Here is a 20,004-nt window from a genome sequence, read left to right on the forward strand (position 1 = left end):
TTCCTGATGAAGCGGCACCTGTTCACCATCGGCGGCGGCCTCGCCGGAATTGCCCTGACGGTCGCCCTGTTGCTGACCGGTGCGTCAGCCATTCAAGGGCGGCAAAGCGCTGCCACGCCGGACTTCGCGCTCGAAACACCTGACATGGCCGATGTGCCCGACGCCGATGTGCCCGACCTCGGTGGCGACGCCATAACCGCGGACGCGCAGCCGGTCACCGCCTCCGAGAGCTCCGCCAATATTGGCGATGGCAATGGTAGCGGCGCAATCGAGCCGCATGGCGTATCCGTACGCGATATTGCCCCTGAACAATTCGGCCTTCCAGAAGACGTGACAGCGCAGCCGCTGGAACGCATAGAGCCCCGTACGCCGCTGTCACAGCCCGTTGCAAGGCCGGAGCCGCTCCCCACCGTGCTGCGCCATCCGGTGGCGCTGTCGGCAGGCCTGATACAATTCGGCGGCCGGCTGCTGCAACTCGACGGAATTCTCCCGCAAAAGGCGGATCGGGTCTGCGGCGAAGCGGGACGGACATGGCCATGCGGCGTGATCGCGCGAACAGCACTGCGCAATTTCATCAGGGCGCGTGCACTCCTCTGCAACGTAACGAAAAACAGCTGGCAGGGAACCTTGACCACTACCTGCCGCCTCAACAATGCGGATCCTGCCGCCTGGCTCGCCGAAAGCGGCTGGGCGGAAGTGCCGGCGGGATCGCCGCTGGCCGGCAAAGTGGAAGCTGCCCGCAAGGCCCGTCTTGGCTTCTTCGGAGATGATCCCAGAACTTTCGACACAACCACGGCGCCGCCGGCCGAAACACCGCTACCCGGAGATGCGAATGCCGGCGCGGATACGACCGATCAGGGCTTGTAGACCACGGCGACGGTTCATACTTCACAATACCGGAACAGCAACACGGATACGCCATGACTGACACCATGAGTCATCACGAAGCCCTCATCTACGTCATGGTGATGATGTCGGCCGTCGATACCGCCATGACCGATACCGAGATGGAACGCATCGGCAGGCTGACCAGCTCCCTGCCCGTGTTCGACGGTTTCGACCATGGCCGTCTGATCCATGCGGCGCGTGAATGCACGGCCCTTCTCGACGGACCGGAAGGACTGGACATCGCACTGGAAGTCGTGCGCGAAGCCCTTCCGGCGCGTCTCTCCGATACGGCTTATGCGCTGGCGGTCGAGCTTGCTGCGGCCGACCTTTCGATCCGCCAGGAAGAAATCCGGCTGCTGCAACTGCTGCGTGACCGGCTGGGGCTGGACAAGCTGACCTGCGCTGCGATCGAGCGGGGCGCCATGGCCCGCTTCCGCAAGTGAGGCGGCAGATTTCCGCTTCACGCCGAAGTGCATTTCCCTTGATCGCCGTCGCGTTAGAATGGCCATCGGCGAAACGATCATAGGGCAGATATGACAGTACAGATATTCGGCATCAGCGAACCGGCCTGGCGCCTGACCTTCTTTGCCGCAATCTTCCTGTCGCTTGCCCTGCTCGAACTGGCTCACCCCCGGCTGGAGCGCCCTGAACTGATGCGCGCGCTGAAAGCAAGGCGCTGGTTTACCAATCTGTCCATCCTGATCCTGTCGTCGCTGTTGCTGCGGATGATCTTTCCGGCCGCCGCCACCGGTGTCGCACTCTACGCAGACGCGCATGGATATGGGCTTTTGCCGATGCTCGGGCTGCCATCGCTTGTGAGCGGTCTCCTCGCCTTCGTGGTCCTCGATTTCGCTATCTGGGTCGAGCATGTGCTCTTTCACAAGGTGCCGCTGTTCTGGCGCGTCCACCGGGTTCACCATGCCGATACCGGTCTCGACCTGACGACGGCGCTGCGTTTCCACCCGCTGGAAATTCTGCTGTCGGTCCTGTGGAAATCAGTTGTGATCCTTTCGATCGGCGCACCGCCGGTCAGCGTGCTGATCTTCGAGATCGTGCTGAACGGGGCTGCGATGTTCAATCACGCCAATCTGAAACTCCCCGCCCGCGTCGATCGCCTGTTGCGCCGCCTCATCGTCACGCCGGACATGCACAGCATCCATCATTCCGCCGATCCGGACGAGACGGATACCAATTACGGTTTTAACCTTTCCCTCTGGGACCGGCTGTTTTCAACCTACCGGGAGCGCTCTAAACATTCGCCGGAGACTATGCGGATCGGGCTTGCGCAGTATCCCAATCCGTCGCCGGCGCGGCTATCCTGGTCGCTATTGCTGCCGTTTCGAAAGACCGGCTGACAGGGTTTCAGTAAATACCAGCCGGAAAATAGCGCAGATAGATCTCGTTCAGCCGACCCTTGCGGGACAGTTCCAGCAACGCGTGATCGATTGCCTGCGTCAGGGCCGAGTCGCCCTTGCGGTTCATGATCGCCAAACCCTCACCCAGAAAGCGCTGCGAGAAATAGGCGCCGTCGATCAGCGCGCAGCAACCAGCGGCATCGCTGCCGGCCGTCCAGAAGGACAATTGCATGGCGTCTGAAAAAACCGCAGCAACGCTCCCCTGCTTCAGTGCTGCCAGCATGGCGTCGCGGCTGGGAAAAGGCTGCGCTTCAAGGTGCGGAAAAAATGCCTTGAGCATGGCCTCATGCGTGGTGCCCGACACAGTACCAACCGGCTTTCCCGCCAGAGACGCCACGGAAAGAGCATTTCCCAGCACCTGATGGTTGGCCGCAAACCGGGCGGGAAGCCTCATGAAGGCGCGTGAAAAGGCGAACCGCTGCCGCAGTTCCGAGCTGGTGCCGATCCCGGCGATGACGGCCTCCCCCTGCCCGCCCTCCAGTGCCGGCTGCAGTTCCGCGAAGGTCACGGCCTGGATCTGGCATTTGGCGTCGATTTCCAGCTCACGGCAGATCTCCCGGACCAGATCCACATGAAAGCCGGCAAGCTTGCCGGATTGATCGATGAAGTTGAACGGCGGAAAATCCACGGTGGTCAGAAACCGCAGGCGCGCCAGACCGCTCAAGTCCGGCTTTGCAATCCGCTCGCGGGCGTCAAACAGGAGCGGCAAGTCATGAACTCCATCCGCCGCGCGCGACACGGCAGGAAAAGATGCAACCGACAACACGCAAAGCGTGAAAATCCCGTAAAATTTTAGAGATGCACGGAAAGCGCGTAGCATTATGATTATTCCCGGGATGAGACAGGGGTATTGCTGCGGGGCGCGGCAATGGGGTTTTCATGTGTCTGGGAGAATATCCGGACAATTCCGGTATGGCTACCGCGAATGGGCCATCGGTCGGGCGAACACCGCCTGATACCGTAGGGGGAGGATTTGCGCCTGCCCTGAAACAGGAGGGCCGGCTGCTGCTGCAGATGGGCATCGGCAAACCTTCGATCGCGCGGGCAATGCAGCTCGCCCAGGCGCAAGGCACCACCGTCGAGGACGAACTGCTCGCATCCGGCGAGATCGACGAAACCATCTATTTCGAAGCGCTGGCGGAAACACTGAAGCTTGATTTCATGCCCGATATCGATGCGGGCCGCGTCCAGGACATCGAAGGGCTCGACACCCAGATCGCCCGGCCGGAAATTCTGCGGGTCCATCATGCGAGCCGCCCGCCGGTCACCGTGATCGTTCCCTCGCTTGGCCGACTTGCCGGGCTTGCAGCACTTCTGCAGCGAACACCGCTGCTGCGCGCGTCGCTCGCCGTGTCGACGCCATCGGCGGTGCGCCGTGCAGTCTGGCGAGCCGGCAGCCACCGGCGGGTTTCGGCGGTGACGCGCGCACTGTTCGAGACCGCGCCGCTCCACAGCGCCCGCATCACGTTCTGGGGCAAGCAGGGTTTTTACGCCGGCGTCGCGCTGTGTGCCCTGGTCGCGGCGGCGGCGGCTGTCCCGCTGATCAGCATGCTGATCCTGCATATCGTGCTGACACTGTTTTACCTGGCCAATTTCCTGGTGCGGCTTTACGCGCTCGTCAGCGCCTTGCTGCAACGACGCGAGGAGAGGATGGCGGAACCTCCGGACACCGCCGGGCCGCTGCCGGTCTATTCGGTACTTGTCGCGCTTTACAGGGAAGAAAGCGTGGTGGGGCAACTTATCCATGGGCTCAACCAACTCGACTGGCCACGCTCGCGGCTCGACATCAAGCTGATCTGCGAGGAAGACGATGCCGCAACCATTGCGGCACTTGAGGCTTTACCGCTGGCGCGCGAATACGAGATCGTTCGGGTGCCGGTCCACATGCCCCGCACCAAGCCGAAAGCCCTGGCCTACGCCCTTCCCGGCGTCCGCGGTACCTATGTGACGGTCTATGATGCCGAGGACCGGCCGCATCCCGAACAATTGCGCGAGGCCCATGCCGCCTTCACGGCCGCGCCACAGCATGTCATCTGCCTGCAGGCACCGCTGATCGTTACCAATGCGCAGCAATCCTGGTGGAGCGCCTTGTTTGCGCTGGAATATGCCGGGCTGTTTCGCGGGCTGCTGCCAATGCTTTCCCTAACCGGCCTGCCGTTGCCGCTCGGCGGCACATCCAATCATTTTCGCACGGCAGAGCTAAGACGGATCGGCGGCTGGGATCCCTACAACATGACGGAGGACGCCGATCTCGGGTTGCGGCTGCATCGCCTCGGTTACCGTTCGCGCGTCATCTTCAAGCCGACACTGGAGGAAGCACCGACTTCCCGGTGCGTCTGGCTTGGCCAGCGCACGCGCTGGTTCAAGGGGTGGCTGCAGACATGGCTGGTGCTGATGCGCAAGCCCGGTCAACTGAGCTGCGAGATGGGCTGGCCAGCCTTCATCGTCTTTCAGATTCTGATCGCCGGACTGCTGCTTTCCGCCCTCAGCCATCCCTTCATCGTCGGCTTCCTTGTCTATCTGACATGGCTGATGCTGGATGACGGCACGCATGCGCAGGGTTGGCTGACCTTCTGGCTCTTCACCTGCGATATCGTCAATATTTTCGGCAGTTACGCGGTCTTCGTCTCACTTGGGCGAAGCCGGATGACTGCCCGCGAAAAACGGGCTGTCGGCTGGCGCTGGATTTTCGTGCCTTTGTACTGGCTGTTTATGTCCCTGGCCGCATGGAAGGCCCTGCTAGAGTTGCGGACGGCTCCGTTTTCCTGGAACAAGACGCCGCACCTTCCAGTCTGCCACCCCGGTGAAAGCTGATGGTTCCGGGCGTTTGGACGGCTGGGGTCTATTCGGATGGAGGCTTTTTTCCGAGAAAATGCAGCGTGTCGCCCTCCACCGGCGGAGCATCAATGTCGAGTTGCGGCTCAACCAACGGCGTGAACACCTCATCCTGGTAACGCTTCAGGACATGTTCGATCCGGTCGTATCGTGTCATGACCGCGATGATCTCGGGCAGCATCCCCTCGCGGAATTCGTTGGTGGCGCTGAAAAATTTGAACTCGTTTGCCAACTCATCCTTGAGCTGATCTCGTTCCTCTTCCAAACGAATGCGCTTTGTGGATTTTTCCATGGCCGGAACGGCGCTTCCTTGTTCAAGATGGATACGCCTGCAATATCTGAAATAAAGTGGAGCGGGTAGCGGGAATCGAACCCGCACGATCAGCTTGGGAAGCTGACAAGCTACCACTACATCATACCCGCCTTGCCCCCGAGGTTTCCACCAAGCATGGCTGCCTGTCAAGGCGGCAGCCGCTTTTCCGGCGGAATTTACTCCGAACGGAAATGCTTGGAGAGTTTCAGGCCCTGGGCCTGATAGTTGGAACCGAGACCGAGGCCGTAAAGACCTTCTGGGCGCTCGATCATGTGCTCGTAGACCAGGCGGCCGACGATCTGGCCATGCTCGAGGATGAACGGCACTTCGTGACTGCGGACTTCCAGCACGGCGCGGCTGCCCTTGCCGCCGGCCGAGACGTGGCCGAACCCGGGGTCGAAGAAGCCGGCATAATGGACACGGAATTCGCCGACCAGCGGATCGAACGGCGTCATTTCGGCGGCATAGAGCGGCGGCACATGCACGGCTTCGCGCGAGACGAGAATGTAGAACTCGTCGGGATCGAGGATCAGTTCGTCGCGGCCGCGGCTGTAGAGCGGTTCCCAGAAATCGAAGATGCCGTGCTCGGCCTTCTTGTCGACATCGATGACGGCGGTGTGGTGCTTGCCGCGATACCCGATCAGGCCATCGGCACCGGTGCCCTTGAGATCGATCGACAGCGCAATGCCGGCCCCGGAGACGTTGGGCTTGTCGCTGGCGACGAGCACGTCGCTTTCATGCAGTGCCAGCACTTCGGTTTCGGTGAGCAGCGCATGGCCGATGCGGAAGCGGATCTGCGACAGGCGCGAGCCGCGCCGGACAATGACCGGGAAGGTGCGCGGGCTGATTTCGAGATAGAGCGGGCCGGAATAGCCGGCCGGGATCTTGTCGAATTCCTGGGCGCGATCGGTGATGACGCGGGTAAAGATGTCGAGACGGCCGGTCGAGCTTTTCGGATTGGCCGAGGCGGACATTTCCGGTGAAAGATCGAGGCTTTCCATCAGCGGCACGATGTAGACGCAGCCGGTTTCCAGCACCGCCCCTTCGGACAGATCGATGACGTGCAGCTTCAACCGGTCGAGCTTGTCGGCCACCAGATGGCCGGGACCGGGCATGAAGCTGGCGCGCACACGAAAGGCGATCGAGCCGAGACGCAGGTCAAGGCTGGCCGGCTGGATCTGGTCGGCATCGAGCTTTGCCTCGCTTTTCAACCGTCCCGCATCAAACAGCGCAGCAATGGCGCGATCGGCTAGAATGCCTGTGGCCCTGGTCATTTCCATCGTCCTCTTTGCCGCACCCGGCACGTCATAACCCAAATTGTCCCTGTGACATATCTTCTTGTTCGCGGGAATTGACGCAAGCGCGGCTAATCAGTAAATACTGACTTATCCCGTGGTGATTTGGCCGGTCGGCTTGCAGCCACGTAAAACAAATAGCTAAAAAGGCCGGGTTTGAAACCGGCTTGCTTTACGCGGCCGGTTTTTTTGTTTTGAAAGAGACAATCGATGAGCAACAATTGGCGCCCCGCGACACAGCTCGTTCACGGCGGCACGACCCGTTCAAACCATGGCGAAACCTCCGAAGCCATCTTCATGACGCAGGGCTTCGTCTACGACAGCTCGGAAGCGGCGGAAGCGCGCTTCAAGGGCGAGACGGACGGCTTCATCTACGCCCGCTACGGCAGCCCGACCAACGACATGTTCGAAAAGCGCATGTGCATGCTGGAAGGCGCCGAAGATGCGCGCGCCACCGCATCCGGCATGGCTGCGGTTTCCGCCGCAATCCTCTGCCAGCTGAAGGCCGGCGATCATATCGTTGCGGCCCGCGCCCTGTTCGGCTCCTGCCGCTGGGTGGTCGAAACGCTGGCGCCGAAATACGGCATCGAATTCACGCTGATCGACGGGCGTTTCCTGGAAAACTGGGAAAAGGCCGTCAAGCCAAACACCAAGGTGTTCTTCCTCGAAAGCCCGACCAATCCGACGCTGGAAGTGATCGATATCGAAGGCGTCGCCAAGATCGCCGATCAGATCGGCGCCAAGGTCATCGTCGACAACGTCTTTGCGACGCCGCTGCTGCAGAAGCCGCTGGAACTGGGCGCCCATATCGTCGTCTACTCCGCCACCAAGCATATCGACGGCCAGGGCCGTTGCCTCGGTGGCGTGATCCTGTCCGACAAGGAATGGATCAACGAGCACCTGCACGACTATTTCCGCCACACTGGCCCGGCCCTCTCGCCATTCAATGCCTGGACGCTGTTGAAGGGCATCGAGACGCTGCCCTTGCGGGTGCGCCAGCAGAGCCAAAACGCGTCGCGTGTCGCCGATTTCCTCGCCGAGCAGAGCCAGGTCGCCAAGGTGATCTATCCCGGCCGCAAGGACCATCCGCAGGCCGATATCATCGCCCGGCAGATGAAGGGCGGCTCGACGCTGGTTTGCTTCGAGCTGAAGGGCGGCAAGGAAGCGGCCTTTGCGCTGCAGAACGCGCTAGACGTGGTGCTGATCTCCAACAATCTCGGCGATAGCAAGAGCCTGATCACCCATCCGGCAACGACAACGCACAAGAACCTTTCCGATGAAGCCCGCGCGGAACTCGGCATCTCGCCCGGCACCGTGCGCTTCTCGGCGGGGATCGAGGACAGCGAAGACCTGATCGAGGATTTCGCCCGTGCTCTGAAGTCGGTTCAGGCCTGATCAATCCTGCCTCCTCCCCACCGGTTGGCTGGGGGGAGGCACCGGTATACTTAATCATATTCTCGTATACAGGCGCTGATTTATAGAAATTCAGTTTTGAATTCAGCGGGATGCGCGCGCTTCTCGTCAGGAAGCTTAGCCACATAATACCCAAATTCCATTTTTTGCCATAGCGTGGCCCTGCGGCATCAGGAGAGCAAGGATGGGGTTTGCGCCAATCAAAAATCGCCTCAAATTTCACTTTACCCGCCATGATTTGTGGGCGCTGAGAACTGCGATTAGACTGCCACTCACAGCAGTATGCTTGCCACTTATGATCGCATTCTTTTGGGTATTTTTACCCGTTTCCATGCTGGTATTTCTGGGCGCCGTGACGGGGGGATCACTCGGACTGGCGGCCGATAAAATCATTCTGCCTATGATCGCAGTCCTGCTCTGTGTAACTTTAGTCGGCGTTATCCGCGCGATTGGCTGGTTTTTTGAATGGTATTTCATCGCCGCAGGCTTGATGCTTGGCCGAACAGGAATGGCGAAACAGAAACTCAAAAAGCTCCGGCAGCAGTTGACCCGATTAGATTTGGATTACCTAACCTCCCAGTCCGTCAAGCAATAGGCCCCGCCATAATTACTTTCTACCAAAAACCTGAGTGGCCAGCATGATGCGCGACAGGGCCGTATAGAAACAGACGAGCGCAAAGATCGCCGCGATCTCACAAAACCATTGTGGAAACAGGCAGAAGGCCAGGAAGACGCCGATCGTTTCGGTCGCCTCGGCAAGACCGGTGGTGAAATAGAGCGACTTCGCGCCGCGCAGCTCCGTCGTAAGACCGCGTTTTTCAGCCATGATGGAAAATGCGAGGAAGCTGGCGCCATTCACATAGAATGACAGCAGCAAGAGCCCACCGGCAACGCCGTTCTCATAAGGGTCGGCCAGGATGAAGGCGAACGGGATGAGACCGTAGAAGGCAAAATCGAGCACGATATCGAGGAAACCGCCGAAATCGGTTTTTCGGGTCGCCCGGGCGACGGCGCCGTCGAGGCCGTCACAAATCCGGCTTAAGCCGATCAGAACAAAGGCCCAGACATAAGCGTCGAGAACAATGGCGATCCCGGCCGCCAGGCCGATCACGAAACCCATGATGGTAACCGTGTCCGCCCCGATACCGCGCACCGCCAAACCTTGACCTGCACGATCCAGCCAAGGGTCGAGCCGCTTCCTGAGATGACCGTCCAGCATGCTGTGCCCTATCCAGACAGTTTACGCTGTCCATTATTCTTGACGAAACCATCTTGCTGTAGAATATCGCCTATGGACTTGAAAAGGGTTTGCATATGTACCGCGCGCTGACACGCGACATCGAGGTGACCGTCGAGCCTTATTATCTGGAGGAGCAATCCGATCCGGATGACAGCCGGTACGTCTGGGGTTACCGGATCCTGATCTCGAACCTGTCCGACGAGACGGTCCGGCTGATGACGCGCTACTGGCATATCACCGATGAAAACGGCCAGGTGGACGAGGTCAATGGACCTGGCGTCATCGGTGAGCAGCCGGTTCTCAACCCCGGCGATACTTATGAGTATTCTTCCGGCTGCCCGCTCGATACGCCATCAGGGGTAATGTTCGGCCACTATTTGATGGAAACCACGCAAGGCGTGTCCTTCAACGTCGCCATCCCCGCCTTCTCGCTGGATTCGCCCGGCCAGAACCGGACGCTGAACTGACGGCCGCAGCGTCTTACTGCGGCTTCACTTCCGTTGCCTCGAAGCTGTAGGTCGTCGAGCAGAACTCGCAGCTGACCGACACCATTCCGTCCTCCGCCGCATGATCGATATCGTCCTGGCTGAGGGCGGCCAGCACATCGCGCAGCCGCTCGCGTGAACAGCTGCATTTATCGTAGACCGCCTGCGGCGGATAGACCTTGACGCCACGCTCATGGAACAGCCGGTAAAGCAGACGCTCTGTACCAACGGTCGGATCGGTCAGTTCGTCGGCATCGATTGTCTGAACCATGACGCTGGCTTCACCCCAGAGATCATCGACCTCGAAGTCAGCGTTGGCATCCGTCGCGTCGCCATCTCCACCGTGCAGGTCCCGCTGGCGCATGCGGTCCGGCGTTTCCGGCAGAAACTGCGCGACCATGCCGCCGGCCCGCCAGCGATGGCGTGGCTTGCCGTTCTCATCGCGATCGAGCAGTTCGGCGACACCCAGGCGAACCTTGGTGGGGATCTGTTCCGACTGGCGGAAATAGACGCCGGCAATCTCTTCCAGCGAGGCGCCGTCCAACGGCACGATACCCTGGTAGCGCTGCATATGTGCGCCCTGATCGATGGTGAAGGCAAGGATTCCCTCGCCGAGCAGATGCTGGGGCTGGGTCAGGCCATTTTCTTCCGCAATCTTCAGAGCTTCCTCGTCGTAGCGCGCATAGGCGCGCACCCGGTCCGGCGTGGCGAAATCGGCAACGACCAGATCGACCGGGCCATTGCTCTTGGTCTGGATGATCAGCTTGCCTTCGAATTTCAGCGAGGTGCCGAGAAGTACCGTCAGCACGACCGTTTCGGCAACGAGACGGGCGACCGGTAGGGGGTAGTTGTGGCGCTCGAGGATCGCATCCAGCATCGGGCCGAGTTGGACGGCGCGGCCGCGCACGTCGAGGCCTTCTACCTGAAAGGGCACGACATGATCGTCGCCGGCAAAATCGAACTGGCCGAGGCCAAAGTCTGCTTCCGTCATCACTCTGCTCCTAGCCCTCGGACGTTTTCCCGCCATGAAGGCCGGGTCGCTGTCCGATGCTTTCTATTGATCCTGCGCAAGCCCGCTTTGTCCAGATCGTTCCTGAAAAAACGGCCGTTCGCTCAGCCGCCTCCATGGAGGACGGCGGCGCGGATGGATGGATATTTCTGAATACGAATGACCGGCAAAGGAGGACGTGCCGCCTGCCGGTCATTCAACGTGTTGCTTAGATCGTGTGCCACCACCCGGTTTTCAATATGCCGGGCAAGCCGGCTAAAGCGCCGCGATCTTTCAGGTTTGCTTTGCCGCTAGGCACTTTTGCGCGACAGTCGCTAGAGAGCGCCGAGGCACCATGCAAGAACCGACTTTTGCGCATGCAGACGGTTCTCGGCCTCGTCGAAGACAACCGACTGCTTGCCGTCGATGACCTCGTCCGTCACCTCTTCGCCGCGATGGGCCGGCAGGCAGTGCATGAAAATCGCGTCCTTGTCGGCCTTCGCCATCAGCTGGGCATTGACCTGGAAGGGCTGGAAGACGTTGTGGCCGCGGGCGCGGTGTTCCTGGTTCATCGACACCCAGGTATCGGTGACGACGCAGTGGGCGCCGTCCACGGCCTGATCGGCATCGTGATAGAGCTTGATCTCGCCGCCATTGTTGCGGGCCCAGTTGAGGATCTTGTCGTCAGGCTCCGAGCCGAGCGGCACGGCCATGTTCATGCGGTAGCCGAAACGCGCCGAACCTTCGATGAAGGAATGCAGCACGTTGTTGCCGTCGCCGGTCCAGGCAATCGTCTTACCCTTGACCGGGCCTGCATGTTCCTCGAACGTCATGATATCGGCCATGATCTGGCAGGGATGCGTGGCATCCGTCAGGCCGTTGATCACAGGCACCGTGGCATGCTCGGCCAGTTCCAGCAGCCGGTTGTGATCGGTGGTGCGGATCATGATGGCATCGACATAGCGGGACAGGACCTTGGCCGTGTCGCCGATGGTCTCGGCGCGGCCGAGCTGCATTTCAGTACCGGACAGAAACAGCGTCTCGCCGCCGAGCTGGCGCATGCCGACATCGAAGGACACGCGGGTACGGGTCGAGGGCTTTTCGAAGATCATCGCCAGCATCTTGCCGGCCAGCGGCTTTTCGGCTGTTCCGGCCTTGGTGTCGGCTTTGCGGACGCGGGCGTCCTCGATGATCGACCGCAAGTCGGTTGTCGTCATGGCAGAAAGATCGAGAAAATGTCTGGTGCCGGCCATTCTATTCAAAGTCCTGTGTTTTTTCAGCGTGTTAGCGAAGCATCGTTCAGGCCGATGCCTGTCGTCGCTCCGTTGTCAGCTGTTCGGCGGCGCGTTCAAGCCGCGCCAGGCCTTCACGGGCTTCTTCGGCTGTCGTCACCAGCGGCGGCAGCAGGCGTATGACATTCTCGCCCGCTGGCACCGCCAGCAGTCTTTCGGCGCGGATGGCCTTCAGCAGATCGGCAGACGGCACCTTGGCCTTGATGCCGAGCATCAGGCCTTCGCCGCGGATTTCCTCGATGACATCGGGGAAACGATCGGCCAGCGAGGCAAGGCCCTGCCGGAAGACCAGAGAAACATCGCGGACGTTCTGCAGGAAATCGTCGGCAAGGATGACATCGAGAACGGCATTGCCGACGGCCATGGCCAGCGGATTGCCGCCATAGGTCGAGCCATGCGTGCCGGCGACCATGCCGGACGCCGCGTCCTCGGTCGCAAGGCAGGCACCGAGCGGGAAACCGCCGCCGATGCCCTTGGCGACCGCCATGATGTCCGGGGTGACGCCGGCCCATTCATGCGCAAACAGCTTGCCGGTCCGGCCGACGCCGCTCTGGACCTCGTCGAGGATGAGCAGCAGGCCGTATTCGTCGCAAAGGGCACGCAATTCCTGCATGAATTCCTTCGGTACCGTGCGGATACCGCCCTCGCCCTGGATCGGCTCGATCAGGATCGCAGCGGTCTCTTCGCTGATGGCAGCCTTCAGGGCGCCCATGTCGCCGAATGGCACCTGATAGAAGCCCGGCGCCTTCGGGCCGAAACCTTCCAGGTACTTTGCCTGCCCACCGGCGGCGATGGTCGCCAGCGTGCGGCCGTGGAAGGCGCCTTCGAACGTGATGATATGGAATTTTTCCGGCTGGCCCTTGGAAAAATGATAGCGCCGCGCCGTCTTGATGGCGCATTCCAGCGCTTCTGCACCGGAATTGGTGAAGAACACCTTGTCGGCGAACGTCGCTTCCGTCAGCCGGCGGCTGAGGCTTTCCTGGCCGGGAACTTCATAAAGGTTGGAGAGGTGCCAGACCTTGTCTGCCTGCTCCTTCAATGCCGACACAAGATGCGGATGTGCGTGCCCCAGCGAATTAACCGCCACACCGGCAGCAAAATCGAGATAGCGGGTACCGTCCTCGGCGATCAGCCAGACGCCTTCGCCGCGCTCGAAGCGCAGGGGCGCGCGTGCATATGTGTCATAAAGCGGCGTGGCATCGGCCATGGCGCATGTCTCCTCAAACCATCACGGCAATTGTACAATCGGCGTCGTCGATAGGGCTGTGACCAACCCGCAAAAAATCAAAATGCCGCCTTTCGGCGGCAGGGGCACTATCTTCACTTCGCACTGCGATGTCAACAAAAGCCCCTGATTTCCGGCAATTCGCGGCTATACAGCGGACGCAATTTTTTTAGCCGGATACCCTTGCAAAAATGCCACGCATAGCAAGCAAGTTGGGGAAAACTCAGAAATCGATTCGGTGAGATTCCCCGGACTCTTGTCAGAGAGTCCCCCGGGCTCTACGTTAAGAAACAATTACTAGAACGCATGCGGCGGACCTAGTCACCAAAAGTGTTATCGCGTTTCAGCCTCGGATCATATCCAGGGCTCGGTGGAGGATTCGACCATCACCAACGCTGGGAATGGAGACAAGACCATGAATTGGACTGACGAGCGGGTCGAAAAACTCAAGAAATTGTGGGCCGAAGGCTTGAGCGCGAGCCAGATCGCTGCACAGCTCGGCGGCGTTAGCCGTAACGCCGTCATCGGCAAGGTCCACCGTCTCTGCCTGCCGGGCCGCGCCAAGGCCGGCGGCAGCACCGCAACGGCACGTGCAAAACGTCCAGCACCGTCCGCTGCGCCGCGTGCACCGACTTACACAGCGTCGCGCATGACCGCCACCCGCACAGTGACCCGCACCGCCGGTGCAACCGTCATGAAGGAAGAAGTGGAAATCGGCGCGAGCGAGGATCAGGAAGCAGCGCCGGCCGGCAATAACGTTGTCGTTCCGATGTCGCGCCGCCTGGTCCTGACCGAGCTTACCGACCGCACCTGCAAGTGGCCGATTGGCGATCCGATGAAGGACGAGTTCCACTTCTGCGGCAACGATTCCCCGGACACATCGCCCTACTGCACATTCCACGCCAAGCTTGCCTACCAGCCGTCCGGCGAGCGTCGCCGGGCCCGCTGAGGCCGGATCGGCCGTTTCGTCAATCCCATCCCGTTCGTGCGGGATATCGGCATCTCGAAGACTTTCTATTGCGAGATACTGGGATTGGTGATCAGCCGAGACTTCGGCAATTTTGTTATGTTTGAAACGGGATTTGCCATCCATGACGGCAAATCCCTGGAAACGACGGTCTGGGGACAGCCGTCAGTCGTTCCCGAGCCCTATGGCCGACAAAATATCCTGCTCTATTTCGAACACGATAAATTGGATGCGCTTTTCGAGCGCATTTCCGGCGATGTAAACCTCATCCACCCCATCGAGACGCAAGCCTGGGCGCAGAGGGTCTTCCGCCTTTATGATCCGGATGGTCACGCCATCGAGATTGGCGAACCGCTCGGCAGTGCCTGACGGTTCTTTCCTGTACGGCGCTCAGCTTTCCAGCGAATAGCCGGCGCCGCGCACGGTGCGGATCACGTCCTGCATGTTGGAAAAGTTCAGCGCCTTGCGCAGGCGTCCGACATGGACGTCCACGGTGCGCTCATCGACATAGATGTCGTGGCCCCAGACGCCGTCCAGAAGCTGCGAGCGCGAAAAGACACGGCCGGGCGAGGCCATGAAGAATTCCAGCAGGCGGAACTCGGTCGGTCCGAGACGGACTTCGCGGGTCTTGCGATGGACGCGATGGGTTTCGCGGTCGAGTTCGATATCGCCGCATTTCAGCAGCGTTGACAGCACTTCGGGCTTGGCCCGGCGCAGCATCGCCTTGACCCGCGCCATCAGTTCGGGCGTCGAGAACGGCTTGACCACATAGTCGTCGGCGCCGGTGGCGAGCCCGCGAACACGTTCGCTTTCCTCGCCGCGTGCCGTCAGCATGATGATCGGCAGGCGCTCTGTCTCGGAGCGCTGGCGCAGCCGGCGGCACAGTTCGATGCCGGAAACCCCCGGCAGCATCCAATCGAGGATCAGGAGATCGGGAAGGCGTTCCTGCAGGCGCATTTCCGCCTCGTCGCCACGATTGATCGTATCGACTTCAAACCCTTCGGCCTCAAGATTGTATCGGAGGAGGACGCTGAGCGCCTCTTCATCTTCAACGACGGCAATTCTTGGCAACATTCAGTTCAGCTCCTTGGCGCCCGGCCGGATGGCCGAAGGCTTGCCGAGCGGCTCCAGCGGCCGCTCGCGCAATCAGTGCGTAAGAATTTACTTACTTTATCGCGTGATCAGTTACCGATCGCGCCGACCGTGTTGGCCGTATCGTCCTTCGGTCGCTCGCCGACAGGCTGCGCGCCGGTCGCCATATAGTAGATGGTTTCGGCGATGTTGGTGGCGTGGTCGCCGATGCGCTCGATGTTCTTGGCGCAGAACAAGAGATGCGTGCAAGGCGTGATGTTGCGCGGATCTTCCATCATGTAGGTCAACAGTTCACGGAAAAGCGACGTGTAGATCGCATCGATCTCATTGTCGCGCTCGCGGATGCTGTTGGCCTTTTCCGGCGAACGCGACGCATAGACGTCGAGCACTTCCTTGAGCTGAACGAGCGCAAGCTCGGCCAGATGCTCGAGGCCGCGGGCCAGCTGACGCGGCAGGCTGGCGGTCGATACGGCGATGACCCGCTTGGCGTTGTTCTTGCCGAGATCGCCGACCCGCTCGAGATCGGCGGCAATGCGGATCGATCCCATGATTTCGCGCAGGTCGGCAGCCATCGGCTGGCGCTTGGCGATGGTGACGATTGCTTTTTCGCCGATCTGGCGCTCGGCCTCATCGAGAATGGCGTCGTCGGAAATGACCTTCTGGGCAAGCGCCAGGTCGGAATTGACCAGCGCGCGCACGGATTCGGCCACCATCTGTTCGGCCAGGCCGCCCATCTCGGAGATACGCCGGGTCAGGTACTTCAGATCTTCGTCGTAGACGGAAGCAATGTGCGTAGACATGATTGTTTTTCCTTGCGATCACAATCCGGGTTGGAAGGCCACCACCCTGCCCTCATGACAGGGTGGCAAGCTAAGTCCTCAGCCGAAGCGGCCCATGATGTAATCCTGGGTACGCTGGTCGTCCGGATTGGTGAACATCTTGTCGGTGTCGTTTTCCTCGACGAGATTGCCGAGGTGGAACATGGCGGTGCGCTGCGAAACGCGGGCGGCCTGCTGCATCGAGTGCGTGACGATGACGATCGTGTAGTTCGTGCGCAGTTCGTGGATCAGTTCCTCGACCTTGGCGGTCGCGATCGGATCCAGCGCCGAGCACGGCTCGTCCATCAGGATGACTTCCGGGCTGACGGCAACGGCGCGGGCAATGCACAGACGCTGCTGCTGACCACCGGAAAGGCCGGTGCCGGATTCATGCAGGCGATCCTTCACCTCGTTCCAGAGGCCGGCCTTCTGCAGGCTTGACTCGACGATCTGATCGAGTTCGGCCTTGGTGCGGGCGAGACCGTGGATCTTCGGACCGTAGGTGACGTTTTCGTAGATCGACTTTGGGAACGGGTTGGGCTTCTGGAAGACCATGCCGACGCGGGCACGAAGTTCCACCACGTCGATGCTCGGATCGTAGATGTCGCCGTCATCAAGGGTGATCTTGCCGGTAACGCGGCAGCTGTCGATGGTGTCGTTCATGCGGTTGAGCGTCCGCAGAAATGTCGACTTGCCGCAGCCCGACGGGCCGATCAGCGCGGTGACGGTGTTTTCGCGAACGTTGAGGTTCACATCGAAAAGCGCACGCTTCTCGCCGTAATAAACCGAAACGTCCTTTCCGATCATCTTGAAGGGAACAGTGTTCATTTTCTGGTCCAGCGCCTTTTCAACTGCTGCTTCTGACATCATGTTCATGTTTCTACCTCACTACCAGCGCCGCTCAAAGCGACGCCGCAACAGGATTGCGCCAAGGTTCATGACGACGAGGAAGATCAAGAGGATCATGATCGCACCCGAAGTCCGTTCGACAAATGCACGTTCGGCTTCGTTGGCCCACATGTAGATCTGGACCGGCAGAGCAGTGGACGGGTCCATCGGCGAGCCCGGATAATCGACGACGAAGGCCACCATGCCGATCAGGAGCAGCGGCGCGGTTTCGCCGAGCGCATGCGCCAGACCGATGATGGTGCCTGTCAGGACGCCCGGCATGGCGAGCGGCAGGACGTGGTGGAAGATCGTCTGCATCTTGGAAGCGCCAAGACCCAAAGCTGCCGAGCGGATCGATGGCGGAACCGCCTTCAGGGCTGCACGGGTGGCGATAATGATCGTTGGAAGCGTCATCAATGTCAGCACCAGACCACCCACGACGGCAGCCGAACGGGGCATGCCGGCGAAGTTGATGAAGATCGACAGGCCGAGCAGACCGTAGACGATGGACGGAACGGCCGCGAGGTTGTTGATGTTGACCTCTATGAGATCGGTCAGCCGGTTCTTCGGTGCGAACTCTTCCAGATAGATCGATGCTGCAACGCCGATCGGGAGGGCAAGCACCAGGACGATCAGCATCATGTAGAGCGAACCGAGAGCGGCGACCCCGATACCGGCAGCTTCAGGACGGCTCGATGCACCATAGGTGAACAGACCCGTATTGAACTGCTTGGCCATGGCGCCCGTTTCGGTCAGCTTTTTCATCCATTCGAGCTGCTGATCCTTCACCTTGCGGTTGGCTTCGGCAACGGTCAGGTCAATCTGGCCCTTGTTGGCACTGTCGATATTGCCTTCCGCCAGAAGGGAAACATTGGCGGTCGTGCCGATGATGGCCGGATTGGCAACAACCAGATCGCGCAGCTGGGTGCGGGCACTGGCCGAAACCATGTCCGTCGCCTGCTTGACGAGCGGCTTGTTGGCCGGATCGATACCAAGCGCTTTCACCAGCGCGTCACGCACCAGAAGAGGATAGTTCGCCGTCATCAGCTTGGCAGGATTGGCGCCCCGCTCGTTCTTCGGATCGACGATCTGTTCCGAAAACTCGATCGGCAGAGTGATCGCCGTCTGCTGGAAAGCCGTGTAGCCCTTGGAGACGACGGTCCACAGCAGAACGAACAGAAAGAACAGGCCGATCAGGATGGCGGTCAAGCCGTAAGCCTTGAAGCGGCGTTCGGCGGCATAGCGCTTCTTGATACCGATATCGCGTCTTGTCTGCGCCGGGCGCACGAAGGCGGACTGTACGGAGGATGTCATGTCGGTCATTCGTACTGTTCCCGATACTTGCGCACAATATAGAGTGCATAGATGTTGAGGCAGAGCGTGATGGCAAACAGCGTGATGCCGAGAGCGAACGCCACCAGCGTCTGTGGCGAGTTGAACTCAAGGTCGCCTGTCAGCTGATTGACGATCTTGACGGTGACCGTGGTCATCGCCTCGAACGGGTTGAGCTGCATGCGGGCGGCAACACCGGCAGCCAGCACCACGATCATGGTTTCACCGACAGCACGCGAGGCCGTCAGCAGCAGGGCACCGACGATGCCGGGAAGTGCTGCCGGGAGTATGACGCGCTTGATGGTCTCAGAACGGGTGGCGCCGAGGCCAAGCGAACCATCGCGCAGTGAACGCGGAACCTGCGTGATGATATCGTCCGACAGCGACGACACGAACGGGATCAGCATGATGCCCATAACGAGACCAGCGGTGAGAACGCTCTGTGCCTGGATGAAATTGACGTAGTTTCCAGTCACCAGTCCATTCAGCTGGGCGGATATATCGCGCAGGAAAGGCCCGACCGTCACCAGCGCGAAGAAGCCGTAGACGATGGTCGGAATGCCGGCGAGAATTTCCAGCAGCGGCTTGGCAATGCCACGCACGACAGGCCTTGCATATTCCGCCATGTAGATGGCGGCAAACAGGCCGACCGGCACGGCAAAGAGCATGGCGACGAAAGCGATGTAGAGCGTGCCGGCCAAAAGCGGCAGCAGACCGAACTGCCCTTCCGTGCCACCGCTACCAGCGGCCGAAAATCGCGGGTCCCAGACCGTGCCGAAGAAGAACGCGCTGGGGGACACCGACTGGAAGAAGCGGATGGCTTCCGACAGCATCGAGCCAACGATACCGACCGTTGTCAGGATCGCGATGGAAGAGGCAACAAGCAGTGCGCCCAGCATGACACGTTCGACGCGGTTTCTAGCCCGGAATGGGGCGCTGATGCCGCGAATGGCGAAAACGGCACCGGCGATGGCGATGATCAACACGACGGCGCTCATCACCCACCGGCTGCCATCCCTGAGCGAATTATAGTGCTGCGCCGCTTCAACCATGTAGGGCTCGCCGGCATTTGCCATCGGAACGCCCTTGGCAGCCAGCGCATCCCGAAGATTGCTGGAGCCGCTGGTGACAGTCGCAAGCTCATCGCTGTTCAGCAGCTTCAGACCGTTGGCGACCTGCATGACCTGACCAAGCATCAGCTCGGTGGTCGCACCACCCTGGCTTTGCACCGATTCCGGCAAAGCGGATCGAACGGAATTTTCAACGAAGAACGGGCTGGCGAGAAGCCACAGGGCAAGAACGAACGCCGCCGGCAGAACCGCCCAGATGGCAACATAGACACCATGATAGCCTGGAAGAGAATGCAGGACGGAAAGCTTGCCATTGGAGCTGGCCATAGCCCGGGCGCGCCCGGCAAAATATGCCGCAAGGCCAACGATCAAAATGATCAAAAGAATAAGAGAAGTGCTCATCGATATGTCCCCCCGGCGTGTCAATCATCGACAGCCGGCAAATCCG

At 60.4% G+C, this 20,004-nt stretch carries 21 protein-coding genes, 1 tRNA gene and 1 riboswitch; of the genes, 9 read left to right on the forward strand and 13 right to left on the reverse strand.

Annotated elements, in window-relative coordinates; genetic code table 11:
- Positions 1–6: 6 nt before the first annotated feature.
- The 3 genes from ACP7BS_RS24930 (at position 7) to ACP7BS_RS24940 (ending at position 2,243) form a co-directional block, all read left to right on the forward strand.
- The gene (locus ACP7BS_RS24930) at positions 7–867 is read left to right on the forward strand and encodes a thermonuclease family protein (RefSeq protein WP_426240247.1); all 861 of its coding nucleotides are present in this window, start codon (positions 7–9) and stop codon (positions 865–867) included.
- A 53-nt stretch (positions 868–920) separates the two neighbouring features.
- Positions 921–1,331 (forward strand): tellurite resistance TerB family protein, encoded by a 411-nt coding sequence (locus ACP7BS_RS24935; protein WP_426229268.1) that lies wholly within the window; start codon positions 921–923, stop codon positions 1,329–1,331.
- 90 nt (positions 1,332–1,421) lie between these two features.
- Positions 1,422–2,243, forward strand: a complete 822-nt coding sequence (locus tag ACP7BS_RS24940) for a sterol desaturase family protein (RefSeq protein ID WP_426240248.1) — start codon at positions 1,422–1,424, stop codon at positions 2,241–2,243.
- Between the two features lie 7 nt (positions 2,244–2,250).
- On the opposite strand, the gene ACP7BS_RS24945 is transcribed toward ACP7BS_RS24940, so the two are convergent.
- Positions 2,251–3,123 carry a transporter substrate-binding domain-containing protein gene (locus tag ACP7BS_RS24945; RefSeq protein ID WP_426240249.1) on the reverse strand — a complete coding sequence of 291 codons (873 nt, stop codon included), beginning with the start codon at positions 3,121–3,123 and terminating at the stop codon, positions 2,251–2,253.
- Between the two features lie 92 nt (positions 3,124–3,215).
- Here ACP7BS_RS24945 and ACP7BS_RS24950 point away from each other — a divergent pair, with 92 nt between their 5' ends.
- Positions 3,216–5,117, forward strand: a complete 1,902-nt coding sequence (locus tag ACP7BS_RS24950; RefSeq protein ID WP_426240250.1) for a glycosyltransferase — start codon at positions 3,216–3,218, stop codon at positions 5,115–5,117.
- A 28-nt stretch (positions 5,118–5,145) separates the two neighbouring features.
- Here ACP7BS_RS24950 and ACP7BS_RS24955 read toward each other — a convergent pair whose 3' ends face one another.
- From ACP7BS_RS24955 to ACP7BS_RS24965, 3 genes are all read right to left on the reverse strand, one after another.
- Positions 5,146–5,430, reverse strand: a complete 285-nt coding sequence (locus ACP7BS_RS24955; protein ID WP_426240251.1) for a hypothetical protein — start codon at positions 5,428–5,430, stop codon at positions 5,146–5,148.
- 57 nt (positions 5,431–5,487) lie between these two features.
- Positions 5,488–5,561 (reverse strand) — tRNA-Gly (locus ACP7BS_RS24960).
- 66 nt (positions 5,562–5,627) lie between these two features.
- Positions 5,628–6,725, reverse strand: coding sequence for a 2'-deoxycytidine 5'-triphosphate deaminase (locus ACP7BS_RS24965; protein WP_426240252.1), 1,098 nt, complete (start codon positions 6,723–6,725; stop codon positions 5,628–5,630).
- Positions 6,726–6,833: 108 nt separating this feature from the next.
- A riboswitch (SAM riboswitch) is annotated at positions 6,834–6,912 on the forward strand.
- Positions 6,913–6,956: 44 nt separating this feature from the next.
- Between ACP7BS_RS24965 and ACP7BS_RS24970 the strand changes: the two genes are divergently transcribed.
- Both ACP7BS_RS24970 and ACP7BS_RS24975 read left to right on the forward strand, forming a co-directional pair.
- Positions 6,957–8,141: an O-succinylhomoserine sulfhydrylase gene (locus tag ACP7BS_RS24970; protein ID WP_426240253.1), complete on the forward strand. Its 1,185-nt coding sequence runs from the start codon at positions 6,957–6,959 to the stop codon at positions 8,139–8,141.
- Between the two features lie 202 nt (positions 8,142–8,343).
- Complete coding sequence (locus ACP7BS_RS24975) at positions 8,344–8,754, forward strand: hypothetical protein (protein ID WP_426240254.1); 411 nt, start codon at positions 8,344–8,346, stop codon at positions 8,752–8,754.
- A 12-nt stretch (positions 8,755–8,766) separates the two neighbouring features.
- Here ACP7BS_RS24975 and ACP7BS_RS24980 read toward each other — a convergent pair whose 3' ends face one another.
- Positions 8,767–9,378 (reverse strand): CDP-alcohol phosphatidyltransferase family protein, encoded by a 612-nt coding sequence (locus ACP7BS_RS24980; RefSeq protein ID WP_426240255.1) that lies wholly within the window; start codon positions 9,376–9,378, stop codon positions 8,767–8,769.
- Positions 9,379–9,473: 95 nt separating this feature from the next.
- Between ACP7BS_RS24980 and apaG the strand changes: the two genes are divergently transcribed.
- Complete coding sequence (gene apaG / locus ACP7BS_RS24985; RefSeq protein ID WP_426229335.1) at positions 9,474–9,866, forward strand: Co2+/Mg2+ efflux protein ApaG; 393 nt, start codon at positions 9,474–9,476, stop codon at positions 9,864–9,866.
- A gap of 13 nt (positions 9,867–9,879) precedes the next feature.
- Here apaG and ACP7BS_RS24990 read toward each other — a convergent pair whose 3' ends face one another.
- The 3 genes from ACP7BS_RS24990 to ACP7BS_RS25000 all read right to left on the reverse strand — a co-directional run bounded on the left by ACP7BS_RS24990 (position 9,880) and on the right by ACP7BS_RS25000 (position 13,371).
- Positions 9,880–10,875 carry an Hsp33 family molecular chaperone gene (locus ACP7BS_RS24990; RefSeq protein WP_426240256.1) on the reverse strand — a complete coding sequence of 332 codons (996 nt, stop codon included), beginning with the start codon at positions 10,873–10,875 and terminating at the stop codon, positions 9,880–9,882.
- Between the two features lie 332 nt (positions 10,876–11,207).
- Complete coding sequence (gene argF / locus ACP7BS_RS24995) at positions 11,208–12,125, reverse strand: ornithine carbamoyltransferase (RefSeq protein WP_426229337.1); 918 nt, start codon at positions 12,123–12,125, stop codon at positions 11,208–11,210.
- A gap of 46 nt (positions 12,126–12,171) precedes the next feature.
- A complete protein-coding gene (locus tag ACP7BS_RS25000) occupies positions 12,172–13,371 on the reverse strand; it encodes an aspartate aminotransferase family protein (protein WP_426240257.1) in 1,200 nt (399 codons plus the stop codon).
- A 433-nt stretch (positions 13,372–13,804) separates the two neighbouring features.
- On the opposite strand from ACP7BS_RS25000, the gene ACP7BS_RS25005 reads away from it, so the two are divergent.
- A complete protein-coding gene (locus ACP7BS_RS25005) occupies positions 13,805–14,338 on the forward strand; it encodes a GcrA family cell cycle regulator (protein WP_426229339.1) in 534 nt (177 codons plus the stop codon).
- 6 nt (positions 14,339–14,344) lie between these two features.
- Positions 14,345–14,725, forward strand: coding sequence for a VOC family protein (locus ACP7BS_RS25010; RefSeq protein WP_426240272.1), 381 nt, complete (start codon positions 14,345–14,347; stop codon positions 14,723–14,725).
- Positions 14,726–14,746: 21 nt separating this feature from the next.
- Here ACP7BS_RS25010 and phoB read toward each other — a convergent pair whose 3' ends face one another.
- The 5 genes from phoB to pstC form a co-directional block, all read right to left on the reverse strand.
- Positions 14,747–15,430 carry a phosphate regulon transcriptional regulator PhoB gene (phoB, locus tag ACP7BS_RS25015; protein WP_062583052.1) on the reverse strand — a complete coding sequence of 228 codons (684 nt, stop codon included), beginning with the start codon at positions 15,428–15,430 and terminating at the stop codon, positions 14,747–14,749.
- A gap of 107 nt (positions 15,431–15,537) precedes the next feature.
- Entirely contained in the window at positions 15,538–16,248 is a 711-nt protein-coding gene (phoU, locus tag ACP7BS_RS25020; RefSeq protein ID WP_426124020.1) for a phosphate signaling complex protein PhoU, read from the reverse strand.
- Positions 16,249–16,326: 78 nt separating this feature from the next.
- Entirely contained in the window at positions 16,327–17,142 is an 816-nt protein-coding gene (gene pstB, locus ACP7BS_RS25025) for a phosphate ABC transporter ATP-binding protein PstB (RefSeq protein ID WP_060636187.1), read from the reverse strand.
- 12 nt (positions 17,143–17,154) lie between these two features.
- Positions 17,155–18,477, reverse strand: coding sequence for a phosphate ABC transporter permease PstA (pstA, locus tag ACP7BS_RS25030; RefSeq protein WP_426229341.1), 1,323 nt, complete (start codon positions 18,475–18,477; stop codon positions 17,155–17,157).
- Positions 18,474–19,958 (reverse strand): phosphate ABC transporter permease subunit PstC, encoded by a 1,485-nt coding sequence (pstC, locus tag ACP7BS_RS25035; RefSeq protein WP_426229342.1) that lies wholly within the window; start codon positions 19,956–19,958, stop codon positions 18,474–18,476. Before pstC ends, pstA begins: the two co-directional genes overlap by 4 nt.
- Between the last annotated feature and the right edge of the window lie 46 nt (positions 19,959–20,004).

This window comes from Pararhizobium sp. DWP1-1-3, assembly GCF_049896125.1.
Classification (GTDB): Bacteria; Pseudomonadota; Alphaproteobacteria; order Rhizobiales; family Rhizobiaceae; genus Pararhizobium.

What these genes read in the sequence shown, in the direction of transcription:
- ACP7BS_RS24930 (WP_426240247.1), top strand. Translation starts at nt 7, where the DNA reads ATGAAGCGGCACCTGTTCACCATCGGCGGCGGCCTCGCCGGAATTGCC.
- ACP7BS_RS24935 (WP_426229268.1), top strand. Translation starts at nt 921, where the DNA reads ATGACTGACACCATGAGTCATCACGAAGCCCTCATCTACGTCATGGTG.
- ACP7BS_RS24940 (WP_426240248.1), top strand. Translation starts at nt 1,422, where the DNA reads ATGACAGTACAGATATTCGGCATCAGCGAACCGGCCTGGCGCCTGACC.
- ACP7BS_RS24945 (WP_426240249.1), bottom strand. Translation starts at nt 3,123, where the DNA reads ATGCTACGCGCTTTCCGTGCATCTCTAAAATTTTACGGGATTTTCACG.
- ACP7BS_RS24950 (WP_426240250.1), top strand. Translation starts at nt 3,216, where the DNA reads ATGGCTACCGCGAATGGGCCATCGGTCGGGCGAACACCGCCTGATACC.
- ACP7BS_RS24955 (WP_426240251.1), bottom strand. Translation starts at nt 5,430, where the DNA reads ATGGAAAAATCCACAAAGCGCATTCGTTTGGAAGAGGAACGAGATCAG.
- ACP7BS_RS24965 (WP_426240252.1), bottom strand. Translation starts at nt 6,725, where the DNA reads ATGACCAGGGCCACAGGCATTCTAGCCGATCGCGCCATTGCTGCGCTG.
- ACP7BS_RS24970 (WP_426240253.1), top strand. Translation starts at nt 6,957, where the DNA reads ATGAGCAACAATTGGCGCCCCGCGACACAGCTCGTTCACGGCGGCACG.
- ACP7BS_RS24975 (WP_426240254.1), top strand. Translation starts at nt 8,344, where the DNA reads ATGGGGTTTGCGCCAATCAAAAATCGCCTCAAATTTCACTTTACCCGC.
- ACP7BS_RS24980 (WP_426240255.1), bottom strand. Translation starts at nt 9,378, where the DNA reads ATGCTGGACGGTCATCTCAGGAAGCGGCTCGACCCTTGGCTGGATCGT.
- apaG (WP_426229335.1), top strand. Translation starts at nt 9,474, where the DNA reads ATGTACCGCGCGCTGACACGCGACATCGAGGTGACCGTCGAGCCTTAT.
- ACP7BS_RS24990 (WP_426240256.1), bottom strand. Translation starts at nt 10,875, where the DNA reads ATGACGGAAGCAGACTTTGGCCTCGGCCAGTTCGATTTTGCCGGCGAC.
- argF (WP_426229337.1), bottom strand. Translation starts at nt 12,125, where the DNA reads ATGGCCGGCACCAGACATTTTCTCGATCTTTCTGCCATGACGACAACC.
- ACP7BS_RS25000 (WP_426240257.1), bottom strand. Translation starts at nt 13,371, where the DNA reads ATGGCCGATGCCACGCCGCTTTATGACACATATGCACGCGCGCCCCTG.
- ACP7BS_RS25005 (WP_426229339.1), top strand. Translation starts at nt 13,805, where the DNA reads ATGAATTGGACTGACGAGCGGGTCGAAAAACTCAAGAAATTGTGGGCC.
- phoB (WP_062583052.1), bottom strand. Translation starts at nt 15,430, where the DNA reads ATGTTGCCAAGAATTGCCGTCGTTGAAGATGAAGAGGCGCTCAGCGTC.
- phoU (WP_426124020.1), bottom strand. Translation starts at nt 16,248, where the DNA reads ATGTCTACGCACATTGCTTCCGTCTACGACGAAGATCTGAAGTACCTG.
- pstB (WP_060636187.1), bottom strand. Translation starts at nt 17,142, where the DNA reads ATGAACATGATGTCAGAAGCAGCAGTTGAAAAGGCGCTGGACCAGAAA.
- pstA (WP_426229341.1), bottom strand. Translation starts at nt 18,477, where the DNA reads ATGACCGACATGACATCCTCCGTACAGTCCGCCTTCGTGCGCCCGGCG.
- pstC (WP_426229342.1), bottom strand. Translation starts at nt 19,958, where the DNA reads ATGAGCACTTCTCTTATTCTTTTGATCATTTTGATCGTTGGCCTTGCG.